The following is a 14,641-nucleotide window of genomic DNA, read 5'->3' as shown; positions in this document are numbered from 1 at the left end:
AAATGAAAGTCATCATTGTGGAAGATGAGTTCCTCGCGCAGCAAGAGCTCACCTGGTTGATTAATACCCATAGCGAAATGGAGATTGTCGGTACCTTTGACGACGGACTCGATGTGCTGAAGTTTTTACAGCACAACAAAGTCGACGCTATTTTTCTCGATATCAACATCCCGTCGCTGGATGGCGTACTGCTGGCGCAAAACATCAGCCAGTTCGCGCATAAGCCCTTTATCGTTTTTATTACCGCGTGGAAAGAGCATGCGGTGGAAGCCTTTGAGCTGGAGGCGTTCGATTACATCCTTAAACCCTACCAGGAATCGCGCATTATCAACATGCTGCAAAAGCTGACCGGCGCCTGGCTGCAACAGCAGCAGGCTAGCACAGCTACCGGAGCAGCGCCCAATCCGACCCGGGAAAACGACACGATTAATCTGATTAAAGATGAGCGGATTATCGTCACCAGCGTCCACGATATTTACTACGCGGAAGCACATGAAAAGATGACGTTTGTTTATACCCGGAAGGAATCGTTCGTGATGCCGATGAATATCACGGAATTCTGCAACAAGCTGCCGCCCGCACACTTTTTTCGCTGTCACCGCTCGTACTGCGTCAATCTGAACAAAATTCGCGAAATCGAACCCTGGTTCAACAACACCTATATTCTGCGGCTTCGTGACCTTGAGTTTCAGGTTCCGGTGAGCCGCAGCAAGGTGAAAGAGTTTCGCCAGCTCATGCATCTGTAGGATTTCTTACCCAAATAAACATTTTATTCGGGTAAGATTCGGCGCTTACAGAACCTGCCCGAGCGTCTGACGCAGGTGCGCGCCGGAGCCCAGCAGTCCCGGATTGTCGTGAACGATCAGATACACCGGAATATCCTGGACGAAGGCTTTAAACCGGCCTTTATCTTCAAATCCGCCGCGAAAACCGGACGCTTTAAAGAATTCGAGGAAACGCGGCACAATGCCGCCAGCAATATACACGCCGCCAAAGGTACCGAGCGTCAGCGCCAGGTTACCGCCAAATCGCCCCATAATGACGCAAAACAGCGACAGGGCGCGACGACAGTCGATGCAGGTATCGGCCAGCGCGCGTTCGGTGACATCTTTAGGCTGCAGGTTTTCCGGCAGACGCCCATCAGACTTTACGATCGCATGATAAAGATTGACCAACCCGGGCCCAGATAATACGCGTTCGGCGGAGACGTGCCCCAGCTCGGTACGCAGCTCTTCCAGAATAATGCCTTCTTCTTCGCTATTGGGCGCGAAATCCACATGGCCGCCCTCGCCCGGCAGACTCACCCAGCGTTTATCAACATGTACCAGATGAGCAACGCCCAGCCCGGTACCTGCGCCATAGACGGCAATCGGCTTACCTTCCACCGGCTTCGCGCCGCCAAACTGAATCAGATGTTCAGCTTTCAGCATGGGGATTGCCATCGACACCGCAGTAAAATCGTTAATGATTTCCAGATGCGAGAAACCCAGGTTCTTTTTCATCTCAGCGATAGAAAATGCCCAGGTGTGGTTGGTCATCGCCACCCAGTCGCCGGTAATCGGACAGGCGATGGCAATACAGCCGTCTTCTACCTGGACGTTATGCTCTTCCAGATAGACCTGAACAACGGCTTCAAGACTGGGATAATCGAGCCCGGAATAGGTCTTGGCACGGGATATTTCCCCGCTTGTAAGATCGCATAACGCCAGACGGGCATTCGTTCCGCCAACGTCCCCTACTAAAGCAAATTTTGTCATTCCGTTACGGCTCCGCTAAAGTCAAAATGATTCTTTGGCACACTCTAAATTCATGACGACCTAACAACAACGACCAACGTATAAGTGCCCTTTGTTTAGCGACCCATGTCACAGTTAGGCTGTAATTTATGAAAATATTGTGCGGCACGATCGTCAGGCTACCTCGTTACTTTATCGTTTCAGCACCATTTGCGCCAACGTCCTAAACGCGTACGGGCAAAGTAGTGCTTCGAAATTTTCAGAAGGATATTTTCATGCTGCACCCGCGCGCCAGAACGATGCTGTTATTATCGATACCCGCAATCGTGATCGGTATTGCTGCCAGCCTGGTATTGATTGTGGCGATGAAAACGGCAGCCATGTTGCAGAAGATTCTCTGGAGTAACCTGCCAGGAGCTCTGGGCATGAACGCCAGCGGCCCTTTCTGGACGATCGCTATTCTCACCTGCACCGGCATTGCCGTAGGTCTGGTCGTACGTTTTAGCCCAGGGCACGCCGGACCCGATCCGGCCACCGAGTCGCTCATTGGCGCCCCGGTGAGCCCCAGCGCGCTGCCCGGCCTGCTCGCGGCGCTGATAATTGGCCTGGCAGGCGGCGTTAGCCTGGGGCCGGAACATCCTATTATGGTAATTAATATCGCTCTGACGGTGGCCCTTGGTTCACGCATTTTCCCCCGCGTCAGCGCGCTCGACTGGACGATCCTCGCCTCTTCCGGCACCATCGGAGCGCTATTCGGTACGCCTGTTGCTGCGGCGCTGATCTTTTCGCAAACGCTGAACAGCAGTAACGATGTCCCGCTCTGGGACCGGCTCTTCGCACCATTGCTTGCCGCGGCGGCGGGCTCTTTGACCACCGGGCTATTTTTCCACCCCAATTTTTCGTTACCTATCGCGCAGTACAATCAGTGGCAGCTTGTCGATATCTTTAGCGGGGCTATCGTTACGCTTATTGCTATTGCCGTCGGCATGGTTGGCGTTTGGTGCTTACCGCGTTTACACGCGCTGATGCAACGGCTGAAAAATCCGATCTTAACCCTCGGTATTGGCGGATTTTTATTGGGGATCCTGGGCGTCATCGGTGGACATATTACCCTGTTCAAAGGCCTCGAAGAAATGCAGCAATTAGCCTTTAGCCAGACATTGACCGCCAGCGATTTCATGCTTATTGCTTTGGTGAAGATGGCGGCGCTGGTGCTGGCTGCCGCCTGCGGCTTTCGCGGCGGGCGGATTTTCCCGGCGGTGTTCGTCGGCGTCGCGCTCGGACTGATGCTTCACGCGCACGTGGATGCCGTCCCGGCCGCTATCACCGTTTCCTGCGCGATCCTCGGACTGACGCTGGTGGTGACGCGCGATGGCTGGTTGAGCCTGTTTATGGCAGCGGTCGTGGTGCCAGACTCCACGTTACTTCCGCTGCTGTGCATCGTTATGCTTCCCGCCTGGCTATTACTTGCCGGGAAACCGCTGATGATCGCCAAACGCCCCAACGATTAAACGCGGCTGTTTCTCTCTTCCAGTGCCTGAGTGACCGTACGCAGAAAATCGGGAATATCCATTTTTGGCAGCATCACCTCCACCAGCGTCAGCCTGTCTGAGGCGACGCTGCTATTCATCGCTTCCTGTAGTTCCTGCGTGCGCGTCACTCGCCAGCAGCGGGAGGGGACGTCGGGAGCGAAAGCATCAGGCAGACGATTCCAGTCCCAGAGCGCAATATCGTTGTAGCGTTGCTCGGGACCGTGAATCGCGCGCTCGACCGTATAGCCTTCGTTGTTGAGCAACAAAATCAGCGGACGCTGCTTATCTCTGAGCATCGATCCCAGCTCCTGAATAGTTAACTGCGCAGCGCCATCGCCAACAATCAGCACCACCCTTCTCTCCGCTGCCGCGATTTGCGCCCCGTAGGCCGCAGGAAGGGTAAAGCCTATCGATCCCCATAACGGCTGGACGATCAGCGTCGCGTCAACCGGAAGCTTAAGCGCAGCGGCGCCAAAAGCGGCGGTACCCTGATCGGCAAGGATAATATCTCCAGGACGGAGCTGTTTCTGTACCGTATTCCAGAAGTTTTTCTGCGTCAGGCTCCCCTCTGGCGCGCCGCTCACGCCGGGCGCCTGAATATTCGGCGAAACCCATTCTGCCGCCAGGCTGGCAGAGAGCTCGATTAAAATGGCGAGCGCCTTTTCCATGGGAATCCGGCTGAACCAGCGATCGGCAACCCGAACGGCAAAGGGCTGTATTTCTATCGTTTTTTCCAGTGGAAGGTGCTGGGTAAAACCGGCGGTAATAGTGTCGGTAAAACGCGTACCGATACAAATAATGGTATCCGCGTTTTCGATAGCATCGCGAGTCTCCTCCGCACTGGCTATCCCGCTATACGTCCCGACAAAACCGCTCTGTTGCTCATCGAAAAGCCCTTTGCCCATGAGCATCGTGGCGTAAGCAACGGGTACCTTCGCCACCCACTCTCGAAGAGCGTTTTGTAACCCATAGCGCTGGGCGAGAAAATCGGCCAGCAGCGATACGCGACGGCTGCTTCTTAGCATCCGTCCGGCGTGCTCGCGGAAACCCGCCAGCTGGTTCTCATCGGCGGGCAGCCCCTGAATAAGCAAACGATGAGCAGGCGGCGTGGTCTTTGCCTTCGCCACATCGGCCGGAAGCATCAGATAACCAGGACGATGATGGGTGAGCATTTCGCTCAGAACCCGGTCTATTTCATGGCAGGCATTTCCCGCCGCCAGCACCACCTGAGAGCAGGTAATTTGTTCACTCATACGCGAAAAATGGCTGAAATCGCCATCGCCAAGCGTATGGTGCAGCAGCTCGCCGCGCTGCTGGGCGCCGGTACAGGGAGCGCCGACGATATGCAGGACCGGTACATGTTCAGCGTAGCTCCCGGCGATGCCGTTCAGCGCGCTCAGCTCGCCGACGCCATAGGTGGTCAACAGCGCGCCTGCGCCCTTGATACGCGCATAGCCATCAGCGGCATAGGCCGCGTTTAGCTCGTTTGCACAACCCACCCACCCTAAATTCCGATGCGCAATAACGCTGTCGAGAAACTGTAAATTGTAATCACCAGGTACGCCAAACAAGCGGTCTATACCGCAGTCTACGAGACGATCCAGCAGATAATCGCCAATGGTGTAAGTCGGTTGCATATCCCCACTCTCCTCTCATGCAGATAAGTTGAGTATTGAATAAGCAGTTGCGCTGTCCACATTGCACCCAACAAATGCGGTGGCAAGTAAAATTTACGCGTTCAGGGAGTATACTCGGCGCCAAAGATTCTTTAGTGTAAACGTATACACAACCCTGTTTTATCTGCGGAGGAAGTATGGTTTACCAGGCAAACGCCACGCGATATCAAACGATGGAATACCGCCGCTGCGGTCATAGCGGACTAAAGCTACCGGCAGTTTCTCTGGGGCTTTGGCATAATTTTGGCGATGAAACGCGGGTGGAAACCAGCCGTCAGCTTCTGCGTCACGCATTCGATCTCGGCATAACCCATTTCGATTTAGCCAATAACTACGGGCCACCGCCGGGATCGGCGGAGAGCAATTTTGGCCGTATTCTGAAAGAGGATTTTTTGCCCTATCGCGATGAGCTGATCATCTCCAGCAAAGCCGGTTACACCATGTGGGACGGCCCCTATGGCGACTGGGGATCGCGCAAGTACCTGATCGCCAGCCTCGATCAAAGCCTTAAACGAATGGGCCTGGACTATATCGACATTTTCTACCACCACCGCCCTGACCCCGAAACGCCGCTGCTGGAAACCATGCGCGCGCTGGACCACATCGTCCGCCAGGGCAAGGCGCTGTACGTCGGCTTGTCTAATTATCCGCTCGAACAGGCCCGGCAAGCCGTCAACATCCTTAACGATCTCGGCACGCCGTGCCTGATTCATCAGCCAAAATATTCGATGTTTGAACGCTGGGTCGAAGAGGGATTACTGGATTTCCTGCACACCTCGGGGGTGGGAAGTATAGCGTTTTCACCGCTGGCGGGCGGCCAGTTAACCAACCGTTACCTGCACGGCATTCCGGCTGACTCCCGCGCCGCCAGCGGTAGCCGGTTCCTGCAACCGGATCAGCTTACCGAAAGCAAACTGGAAAAAGTTCGCCAGCTGGACGCGCTGGCCGAATCCCGCGGACAGAAGCTTTCGCAGATGGCGCTGGCCTGGGTGCTGCGCGATGAGAAAGTCACTTCGGTACTGATTGGCGCCAGTAAAACCTCGCAGCTCGACGATGCGGTTGGCATGCTGGAAAACCGCCATTTCAGCGCCGAAGAGCGGGCAACCATCGACGCGATCCTTGCGGTGTAAATTCATTGTTACTTTAGCAAAAAGTGCTCTCACTGGCGATTTAGGAGTTCCTCCGATACGACGGGGCTTTACCGCCCCGTAATATCAGGTTAACAGGCCGACAACGGCCCCGATCGTGAAGGAGAAGAGTATGTTCAGGTCACTGATTTTGGCTGCAGTGCTTCTGGCTTCAGCGCCATTGGTCGCTAATGCTGGTGAAATCACCCTGTTGCCATCAATAAAATTACAAATTGGCGATCGCGACAATTATGGTAACTACTGGGACGGTGGCGGCTGGCGCGACCGTGATTATTGGCGTAGACACTATGAATGGCGCGATAACCGCTGGCGTCGTCACGATAACGGCTGGCATCGCGGCTGGGATAAACGTAAAGCCTACGAGCGCGGCTATCGTGAAGGCTGGAATGATCGTGATGACCGACGCGGCGGTTGGGGTCGTGGACCAGGCGGTCGCGGACATGGCCACGGTCATCATTAATATTCATTGTAAAAGGGAGCCATCCGGCTCCCTTTCTCGTTGTCGCGTTTAACTAAATATCGTCCCAACAATCAGCCAGCCGTTAAGCGCCACAACGACTGCGACAATCGCCCACCCCAGCAGTTTTACCCACCGGGAATTGACCAGATCGCCCATCAGGCGGGAGTCGCTGGTGAATATCAGCAGCGGCACCAGCGCGAGGGCAATACCGAAACTCAGCAATACCTGGCTCATCACCAGAATACGCGTGGGATCCAGGCCCATTAAAATCACGATAAACGACGGCAGCATGGTGATCGCCCGACGAAACCACAGCGGGATATGAAAGCGGATAAAGCCCTGCATCACCACCTGCCCCGCCAGGGTCCCAACAACCGTAGAAGATAAACCCGCCGCAATCAGACTCAGGCCAAAGATGGTGGCTGCCGCGTGGCTCAGCAAGGGTTCAAGCGTCAGATAGGCCTGATCGAGGTCGGCAACTCCGGTGTGGCCGTTGAAATGGAAGGCCGCGGCGGCGGTCGCCATCATTGCCAGGTTGACAAAACCAGCAATGGTCATGGCAATCGCCACATCCCAGCGCGTGGCGTTATAGCGATCTTTGCGCGTGCCTCCATGCAGGTGCTGAGTGAGCGACGAGTGTAAATAGATGACATGCGGCATAATGGTCGCTCCCAGCACCCCGGCGGCAAGAAACACCGCCTCGCTGGTCGGCAGAGATGGCACGAGCATCCCTTTCGCTAACGGCGCCAGCGCGGGCTGAGAGAAGATAAGCTCTACGACATACGCCGCCGCGACGAACAGCAGTAGCCCGCCAATCACTTTTTCCAGCGGCTTTTGACCGCGACGCTGGAGCATCAGAATCAGAAACGTCGCAATCCCCGTCAGCACCGCGCCCTGCAGCAATGACACGCCGAGAACCAGCTTAAATCCGATAGCCGCGCCAATAAACTCGGCAAGATCGGTCGCCATCGCGATAATTTCGGCCTGCACCCAGTAAAACCACACCACAGGACGCGGATAATGGTCGCGAATTTGCTCCGCCAGATTTTTTCCGGTGGCGATGCCCAGCTTCGCCGACATCACCTGAATCAGCATCGCCATCAGGTTAGCCCATACCACCACCCACAGCAGCTGGTAGCCAAAGCTGGCGCCGGCCTGGATGTTGGTGGCGAAGTTACCCGGATCGATATAGCCGATGGCAGCAATGAACGCCGGCCCCATCAGGGCGAGCTTAATCTTGCGCGCTGCGCGACCGCTGCTATTCTCAACGCGACTGTTTGTCATTTTCTGCCTCTGGAAATATAGCCTTTGCTATGTTTTATGCTATCAAAATGCGAATGATTATCAAGTTCATTTGGAATGGTGATAATGATTGCTATGATAGGAGGGAACGATAGCGGGTCGGCAACTGAAAAACCGGGGGAACTGATAAACGCTTTTAATTAATCACCAGAATAGTACAAGAGAGCAACTTTTAAAACCTTTACGTAACATAACAAAAATGCATGGTTGATCACTATTTTTGCCATTAGTCACATATCCTTGCAATAGTGTGTGCTAGCTCTCGTTTTCTTTGCGCTTGTTACATAGAATGTGCACAGAAATTTAACCTGCCTCATATTTGGAGCAAATATGGACCGCGTCCTGCACTTTATTCTCGCGATCGTAGTGGTGGCCATTCTGGCCCTGTTGGTCAGCCACAACCGTAAGCAGATTCGTATTCGTTATGTCATTCAGCTGCTGGTCATTGAAGTGCTGCTGGCCTGGTTCTTCCTGAACTCTGACATTGGCCTGGGTTTTGTGAAGGGCTTCTCCGAGATGTTTGAAAAACTCCTCGGTTTCGCTAATGAAGGGACAAATTTCGTCTTCGGCAACATGAACGACAAAGGTCTGGCGTTCTTCTTCCTGAAAGTTTTGTGCCCGATCGTCTTTATTTCCGCGCTGATCGGTATTTTGCAGCATATTCGCATTCTGCCTATCGTCATTCGCGCTATCGGTACCGTACTGTCCAAAATCAACGGCATGGGCAAGCTGGAATCCTTTAACGCTGTCAGCTCCCTGATTCTGGGCCAGTCCGAAAACTTCATCGCTTATAAAGATATTCTTGGCAAGATGTCCCGCAACCGCATGTACACCATGGCGGCGACCGCGATGTCTACCGTCTCCATGTCTATCGTGGGCGCGTATATGACCATGCTGCAGCCGAAATATGTGGTCGCGGCGCTGGTACTGAACATGTTCAGCACCTTTATCGTTCTGTCGCTGATTAACCCGTACCGCGTCGACGAAAGCGAAGAAAACCTGCAGATGTCCAACCTGCATGAAGGCCAAAGCTTCTTCGAGATGCTGGGTGAATACATCCTGGCGGGCTTTAAAGTGGCGATTATCGTTGCCGCCATGCTGATTGGCTTCATCGCGCTGATTTCCGCGCTGAACGCCCTGTTCGCCACCGTCACCGGCTGGTTCGGCTATAGCATCTCCTTCCAGGGGATCCTCGGCTATATCTTCTATCCGGTAGCGTGGGTTATGGGCGTACCGGCGGGTGAAGCGCTGCAGGTAGGGAGTATTATGGCCACCAAACTGGTTTCTAATGAATTCGTCGCCATGATGGATCTGCAGAAAGTTGCCGCCACGCTTTCTCCGCGTGCGGAAGGCATCATCTCTATCTTCCTGGTCTCCTTCGCTAACTTCTCCTCTATCGGTATTATCGCCGGGGCAATTAAAGGATTGAATGAAGAGCAAGGTAACGTGGTTTCCCGCTTCGGCCTGAAGCTGGTGTACGGTTCTACGCTGGTGAGCGTGCTCTCTGCGTCTATCGCCGCGCTGGTACTGTAATTAGCGAAAGCCGGGCAAGTCCCGGCTTTTTCATGTCCGCAGTTCGCTCAACGGCAGCGGCTTACCGATCAGATACCCCTGCAAATAATCAACGCCTAACTCAAGAAGCTTTTCCCGCTGCTCAGGCGTTTCAACATATTCCGCCACCACCTTCATTTTCTTAACCTTGGCCATTTCAATAATAGATTTGACCATAATGGCATCCAGCGGATCGGTCTCGATATCACGCACGAAGCAGCCGTCAATTTTCAGGATATCGGCCTGCAGGCTTTTCAGGCGCTCGTAGTTAGCGTAGCCGGTACCAAAGTCATCAATCGCGATGCCGCAGCCGAAATCTCGCAGCAGCTGGATGTTATGCATGCTGGTCTCAACATCGGAAAATGCCTGCTCCTCGGTAACCTCAATCGTTATCGCCTCTGCCGACAGGTTATGGCGTTTAAACAGAGCGATGATTTGCGCCGCGCTATCCTTTTGCATCAGCGTATAGGGCAGCAGGTTAACGGAGAAATGCCGACCGTGGTGGTTTTTGAGCGAACTAAACAGCGTTTCCAGTACCTGCATATCAAAACGCTGGCTCAGGTTAAATTGCGCAATCAGTGGAATAAACCTATCGGGCGTAATGATGGTATTACCGCAGCGCATACGGCTAAGTATCTCATAGTACCCTTCTCCGCAGGCATTCCGGATAGGCTGGGCGTACAGCACCACTCCACGCTCGCTAAGCGCCTGTTTAATTTTCGCCAGCAGCCGTACCTGTTCGCTTGTTTGATCGGATATCTGCTCTTGCGCCGCGTCCAGCGCTAATACGCGCCGCCCCGCCCCGGCCTGCTCCGATAACCAGCTAAGCTGACCGAGCATCGGATGAAGCTCGGATTCTTTACCGCCGTAGCCGCCCCATGATGCGCCAAATTCCAGATCCAACGCCTGGTTGTTCCAGCTAAACTTTTTATGGTTAAGCGTGGAAACAATATGATTTAAACGCGCCTCTGGCTCCGGGCCATTAAGCACCAGCAACAGCTCGCTGCCGGGGAGCTGATATATGCGCTCTCCCTGAGCCAATAGCGGCTGTAGTTTGCGGGCAATCTGCCTTTTGCTCTCTACTCTCATCATCATGCCGTAATGACGACTCAGAAAATCCAGATTCTGAATACGCAGGCTGCTGATGGCAACAGCAGGGTTTCGCTGCAGGTGGCTCTCCAGCGCGCGTAGATTCGGTAAACCGGTTAGCGGATCTTCTTCCGCCTGATCTCGCCACCTGAGCTTCATTCTTTCACTGCGAGCATAGATATCCGCCATATAAAACAGGCAGATAGTGAAACAAATTAGTACTGAAAGAACAAATGATAGTGAATATTCAGTTTGTACCCCATGTAAAAAATTCTGGTTATACGCCACGAGTAAAAAGGCGGAAACGGACCATGAAATGCGAATCAGCGTATGTCCCAGGCGGCTAATACCAATGAAGTATAAAATGAAAATAAGCGGGACTAAATAACCGGCAATAAAAACAGAATCATAAGGCGTACACAGCACCAGTAATATTGTCGCCAGGGCCACAAACCAATACAACGTAAATACCCGCTGCTCGCGCGTCCGCCACGCGTGACAAAGATTGCGCCAGAATGCTCGCGCATAATGCGGACTGATAATCATCCGCAACGGATAATAAAAGAATGTCGTAAAAATTAATGCGGCGCTAATCAGGCTTTGTATATCGATAATGGTGTAAATAACTGACATATTGCCGAAATAGCTGGAGATCGCCAGCGGAAACGAAAAAAAACGCCCCGCCAGGTACATAGTGACCTTCAACAGGAGGGGAGCGAAAAAGCCTCCCCAAAAAATCCTCGCGCCCATATGTTTTGCCGTCAGCCCGGCGCGCCAGCGCCTTCCAAGCTGAAAGCGGACAATAGCGCAGGAGACGAAAACCGAAAAGAGCTGGCAGAATAGCAGGATCAGCGCCTGGGCTAGCGTCAGATCGATTATCCAGGCGTTGGTGATCGCAAACGCGATTATCAATGGCGCAACGGCGTAGCGCCCAAAAATAAAAAGCACCGAATACATTAAGCTCAGCGGTAACCATGCCAAATAAATTTGATTTCCGTCAATAATGGTTTGCGGCGAAATAAATCGGGACAGCGGAATTGCGATAAGGCAGACCAGGAGAGCCAGCAGAGTTTTTTTGATCTTAATGTTAAGATGATCAATCATTATTGTTAATTAAAACTCCGGCTGCAATAAATATATTTAGGCAACAGATATTATGTTGCTTAATAAAGGCAGGCAAGATTTTAAATAGTGAAAAAATCTGAAATTACTTAACGCAGAGGTTTGCTGACTTATTCAAAGAATGCTTTACATTTCCTCCAGCAGACAAACAAAAAACCCCCGCCGTAGCGAGGGTTCCGAATTTGGTGGAGCTAAGCGGGATCGAACCGCTGACCTCTTGCATGCCATGCAAGCGCTCTCCCAGCTGAGCTATAGCCCCACAGGACCTCTTTACGAACCAAACCTGATGGGTGCAGGTTTTGGTGGAGCTAAGCGGGATCGAACCGCTGACCTCTTGCATGCCATGCAAGCGCTCTCCCAGCTGAGCTATAGCCCCGTAACGTAAAGCGTATCGTGTTGACGGGCGGCATAATATGAATTCCTTCGCCAGGTGTCAACGGCAAAATCAATCCCAGCTATTTGATCGCTGAAAAAGCAGGCAAACGGCTGACATTGCGAGCCTTATCGCAGCCAGAAGCTAAACATGTCACGCTTTCCTTTAAAAGGATGCTATAACATGTGCAACTAATTCCCACATATTTACTCAGGAAATAGTATGCTCAAGGAACGAATGACACCTGAAGAAATAGCGCATCTGACTGGCTTCAGTCGGCAAACGATTAACAAATGGGTACGCAAAGAGGGATGGCAAACTTCCCCACGACCCGGCGTACAGGGCGGTAAAGCGCGCCTCGTACACGTTAATGAGCAGGTTCGCGAGTTTATCCGCAGCGCACAGCGCGTGGCCGAAAACCCCGTCCCCTATTCCGCAACGGATAACGATCTGGAATCTCTGCTGCTTACGCTATGTAAAGAGATGACGCCGGGTGAGCAAAAGCTGTTTATGTCGCTGTTGCTACGCGAGGGGATCACCGGGCTACTCAACCGACTGGGTATCCGCGATCGGTGAAATCATGATGAAACTCAAAGAAAAAATGACGCCAGCGGAGCTTGCCGAGTGCCTTAATCTCGCCCGGCAAACCATTAACCGTTGGGCCAGAGAGCAAAACTGGCGGACGGAAGCCATACCCGGTGTGAAAGGCGGGCGCGCTCGCGTGATTGTCATCGACAAAGCGGTAATCGATTTCCTGGCAAATATCCCGGCGCTGCGCCATTTAACCCTTGATAACCAGCTGGCGGAACCAGTCGTTAAATACTTTGTGAATGATGCTGATACGATCTGGCGCCAGATTGTCGAGACCATGCACCTGATGACCCCCGCAGAGCAGTTGCACCTGCGCGATCTTCTTGCCCGCGAAGGGATCAGCGGGTTTCTATCCCGGCTGGGTATTGCTGATGCTAAAAAATAGGCAAAAAAAACGGCGGGGTTAGCTTGCCCCACCGTTTTATAAATCCCGATATTACTATCAGGATTGTTGACTTTCCCGTTCAGCAATAAAGGCCAGCGCTTTATTGATTCGTTCTACGCTACGTGACTTACCGATTGCATGCACGGTGACATCAAGCGCCGGAGACTGGCCTGCACCGGTCACCGCGACGCGCAGCGGCATCCCCACTTTTCCCATTCCCACTTCCAGCTCATCGGCCGTCGCCTGAATCGCGTGGTGGACGTTTTCGGCCGTCCAGTCACTCATGGCGGCTAATTTGTCGCGCACCATTTCCAGCGGCTGGCGGGCAACCGGACGCAGATGTTTTTTCGCCGCATCGGCATCAAACTCGGCGAAATCTTCATAGAAATAGCGGCAGCTCGCCGCCATCTCTTTAAGCGTTTTGCAACGTTCGCCCAGCAGTTTCACCAGTTCAGCCAGCTGAGGCCCGTTACGGGTGTCGATATTTTCCTGCTCAATGTGCCACTGTAAATGCGTTGCCACATATTCCGGGGCCAGCGAATTGATGTAGTGGTGGTTCAGCCACTGCAGCTTTTCCGTGTTGAACGCGCTGGCAGATTTGCTCACCGCGCCCAGACTGAACAGTTTAATCATCTCTTTGCGAGAGAAAATCTCCTGGTCGCCGCTGGACCATCCCAGACGCACCAGATAGTTCAGCAGCGCTTCCGGCAGGTAGCCGTCGTCGCGATACTGCATAACGCTGACCGCGCCGTGACGCTTGGAGAGTTTTTTACCATCGTCGCCGTTAATCATCGAGACGTGGGCGTAAACCGGCACCGGCGCATTCAGCGCTTTCAGGATGTTAATCTGGCGCGGGGTGTTGTTGATATGGTCTTCGCCACGGATAACGTGGGTGATCTCCATATCCCAGTCGTCAACCACCACGCAAAAGTTGTAGGTCGGGGAACCGTCGGTACGACGGATAATCAGATCGTCCAGCTCCTGGTTGCTGAATTCGATCGGACCGCGGATCTGGTCGTCAAAAACAACGGAACCCTCTTCCGGGTTGGCAAAACGGACAACGCAAGGTTCGTCGTCAGCATGATGCTCGTGGCCATGGCGGCAGCGACCGTCGTAGCGCGGCTTTTCACCTTTCGCCATCTGTTCTTCACGCAGTGCTTCCAGGCGCTCTTTGGAGCAGTAGCATTTATAGGCCGTGCCCGCCTGCAGCATTTCATCAATGACGGCGTTGTAGCGATCAAAACGCTTGGTCTGGAAGTACGGACCCTCATCCCATTCCAGGCTCAGCCAGTTCATACCATCCATGATGGCTTCAATGGCCTCCGGCGTTGAGCGCTCGAGATCGGTGTCTTCAATACGCAGCACAAACTCACCGCCGTGGTTACGTGCAAAAAGCCAGGAATAGAGAGCAGTACGCGCGCCGCCAACGTGCAGATAGCCTGTCGGGCTGGGCGCGAAGCGAGTTTTGATTTTCATGAAGTGGCCTTACGTTTGATAAAGGTGCCGACACGCGGCAGCGTTCGTTAGATTTTATGGGGGAATATTCTAACACCGTGGGCTGATTCCTCAATGTTGTTACCGTTTCAACGTCACGCTTTCCCCTTTTTGTTTATAAATCATGCGCCACAGATGACATTGCGATCGTTTTGTTTAATTTTACGACGAACAAACAAATT

Annotated in this window: 12 protein-coding genes and 2 tRNA genes; 7 read left to right on the top strand and 7 right to left on the bottom strand. The window is 53.2% G+C overall.

Features of this window, described 5'->3' with window-relative positions:
* The first annotated feature begins 2 nt into the window (after nt 1-2).
* Nucleotides 3-746, top strand: coding sequence for a LytTR family DNA-binding domain-containing protein (locus ACE3MN_RS07345; protein WP_203259922.1), 744 nt, complete (start codon nt 3-5; stop codon nt 744-746).
* A gap of 45 nt (nt 747-791) precedes the next feature.
* Here the strand turns inward: ACE3MN_RS07345 and glk are convergent, their stop codons facing one another.
* Nucleotides 792-1,757: a glucokinase gene (gene glk, locus ACE3MN_RS07340; protein WP_004870830.1), complete on the bottom strand. Its 966-nt coding sequence runs from the start codon at nt 1,755-1,757 to the stop codon at nt 792-794.
* A 254-nt stretch (nt 1,758-2,011) separates the two neighbouring features.
* Here glk and ACE3MN_RS07335 point away from each other — a divergent pair, with 254 nt between their 5' ends.
* Entirely contained in the window at nt 2,012-3,247 is a 1,236-nt protein-coding gene (locus ACE3MN_RS07335; protein WP_004870829.1) for an ion channel protein, read from the top strand.
* Here ACE3MN_RS07335 and ACE3MN_RS07330 read toward each other — a convergent pair.
* A complete protein-coding gene (locus ACE3MN_RS07330) occupies nt 3,244-4,905 on the bottom strand; it encodes an alpha-keto acid decarboxylase family protein (RefSeq protein ID WP_203259920.1) in 1,662 nt (553 codons plus the stop codon). The genes ACE3MN_RS07335 and ACE3MN_RS07330 overlap by 4 nt on opposite strands.
* 176 nt (nt 4,906-5,081) lie before the next feature.
* Between ACE3MN_RS07330 and mgrA the strand changes: the two genes are divergently transcribed.
* Together mgrA and ACE3MN_RS07320 are read left to right on the top strand one after the other, a co-directional pair.
* Nucleotides 5,082-6,074 carry an L-glyceraldehyde 3-phosphate reductase gene (gene mgrA, locus ACE3MN_RS07325; protein ID WP_024359299.1) on the top strand — a complete coding sequence of 331 codons (993 nt, stop codon included), beginning with the start codon at nt 5,082-5,084 and terminating at the stop codon, nt 6,072-6,074.
* 130 nt (nt 6,075-6,204) lie between these two features.
* Complete coding sequence (locus ACE3MN_RS07320; RefSeq protein ID WP_102649901.1) at nt 6,205-6,552, top strand: DUF2502 domain-containing protein; 348 nt, start codon at nt 6,205-6,207, stop codon at nt 6,550-6,552.
* 48 nt (nt 6,553-6,600) lie between these two features.
* On the opposite strand, the gene ACE3MN_RS07315 is transcribed toward ACE3MN_RS07320, so the two are convergent.
* Complete coding sequence (locus ACE3MN_RS07315) at nt 6,601-7,836, bottom strand: Nramp family divalent metal transporter (RefSeq protein WP_004870823.1); 1,236 nt, start codon at nt 7,834-7,836, stop codon at nt 6,601-6,603.
* Nucleotides 7,837-8,184: 348 nt separating this feature from the next.
* On the opposite strand from ACE3MN_RS07315, the gene ACE3MN_RS07310 reads away from it, so the two are divergent.
* The gene (locus ACE3MN_RS07310; RefSeq protein ID WP_004104312.1) at nt 8,185-9,387 is read left to right on the top strand and encodes a NupC/NupG family nucleoside CNT transporter; all 1,203 of its coding nucleotides are present in this window, start codon (nt 8,185-8,187) and stop codon (nt 9,385-9,387) included.
* 30 nt (nt 9,388-9,417) lie between these two features.
* On the opposite strand, the gene ACE3MN_RS07305 is transcribed toward ACE3MN_RS07310, so the two are convergent.
* The 3 genes from ACE3MN_RS07305 to ACE3MN_RS07295 all read right to left on the bottom strand — a co-directional run bounded on the left by ACE3MN_RS07305 (nt 9,418) and on the right by ACE3MN_RS07295 (nt 11,992).
* Entirely contained in the window at nt 9,418-11,598 is a 2,181-nt protein-coding gene (locus ACE3MN_RS07305) for an EAL domain-containing protein (protein ID WP_102649902.1), read from the bottom strand.
* A gap of 201 nt (nt 11,599-11,799) precedes the next feature.
* Nucleotides 11,800-11,875 (bottom strand) — tRNA-Ala (locus tag ACE3MN_RS07300).
* Between the two features lie 41 nt (nt 11,876-11,916).
* Nucleotides 11,917-11,992: transfer RNA gene (locus ACE3MN_RS07295), tRNA-Ala, on the bottom strand.
* Between the two features lie 219 nt (nt 11,993-12,211).
* On the opposite strand from ACE3MN_RS07295, the gene ACE3MN_RS07290 reads away from it, so the two are divergent.
* Nucleotides 12,212-12,565 carry a YfeC-like transcriptional regulator gene (locus ACE3MN_RS07290; protein ID WP_004123321.1) on the top strand — a complete coding sequence of 118 codons (354 nt, stop codon included), beginning with the start codon at nt 12,212-12,214 and terminating at the stop codon, nt 12,563-12,565.
* Nucleotides 12,566-12,569: 4 nt separating this feature from the next.
* Complete coding sequence (locus ACE3MN_RS07285) at nt 12,570-12,965, top strand: YfeC-like transcriptional regulator (RefSeq protein WP_024359302.1); 396 nt, start codon at nt 12,570-12,572, stop codon at nt 12,963-12,965.
* 57 nt (nt 12,966-13,022) lie between these two features.
* Here ACE3MN_RS07285 and gltX read toward each other — a convergent pair whose 3' ends face one another.
* Nucleotides 13,023-14,441, bottom strand: a complete 1,419-nt coding sequence (gene gltX / locus ACE3MN_RS07280) for a glutamate--tRNA ligase (RefSeq protein WP_102649903.1) — start codon at nt 14,439-14,441, stop codon at nt 13,023-13,025.
* Between the last annotated feature and the right edge of the window lie 200 nt (nt 14,442-14,641).

The sequence above is a fragment of the Klebsiella grimontii genome (assembly GCF_042137965.1).
Lineage (GTDB): Bacteria > Pseudomonadota > Gammaproteobacteria > Enterobacterales > Enterobacteriaceae > Klebsiella > Klebsiella grimontii.
This window is presented reverse-complemented; position numbering and strand designations above follow the sequence as displayed.

Coding starts and splice junctions, on each gene's coding strand:
- ACE3MN_RS07290 (WP_004123321.1), top strand. CDS start 12,212: ATGCTCAAGGAACGAATGACACCTGAAGAAATAGCGCATCTGACTGGC.
- mgrA (WP_024359299.1), top strand. CDS start 5,082: ATGGTTTACCAGGCAAACGCCACGCGATATCAAACGATGGAATACCGC.
- glk (WP_004870830.1), bottom strand. CDS start 1,757: ATGACAAAATTTGCTTTAGTAGGGGACGTTGGCGGAACGAATGCCCGT.
- ACE3MN_RS07345 (WP_203259922.1), top strand. CDS start 3: ATGAAAGTCATCATTGTGGAAGATGAGTTCCTCGCGCAGCAAGAGCTC.
- ACE3MN_RS07320 (WP_102649901.1), top strand. CDS start 6,205: ATGTTCAGGTCACTGATTTTGGCTGCAGTGCTTCTGGCTTCAGCGCCA.
- ACE3MN_RS07335 (WP_004870829.1), top strand. CDS start 2,012: ATGCTGCACCCGCGCGCCAGAACGATGCTGTTATTATCGATACCCGCA.
- ACE3MN_RS07315 (WP_004870823.1), bottom strand. CDS start 7,836: ATGACAAACAGTCGCGTTGAGAATAGCAGCGGTCGCGCAGCGCGCAAG.
- ACE3MN_RS07330 (WP_203259920.1), bottom strand. CDS start 4,905: ATGCAACCGACTTACACCATTGGCGATTATCTGCTGGATCGTCTCGTA.
- ACE3MN_RS07285 (WP_024359302.1), top strand. CDS start 12,570: ATGATGAAACTCAAAGAAAAAATGACGCCAGCGGAGCTTGCCGAGTGC.
- gltX (WP_102649903.1), bottom strand. CDS start 14,441: ATGAAAATCAAAACTCGCTTCGCGCCCAGCCCGACAGGCTATCTGCAC.
- ACE3MN_RS07310 (WP_004104312.1), top strand. CDS start 8,185: ATGGACCGCGTCCTGCACTTTATTCTCGCGATCGTAGTGGTGGCCATT.
- ACE3MN_RS07305 (WP_102649902.1), bottom strand. CDS start 11,598: ATGATTGATCATCTTAACATTAAGATCAAAAAAACTCTGCTGGCTCTC.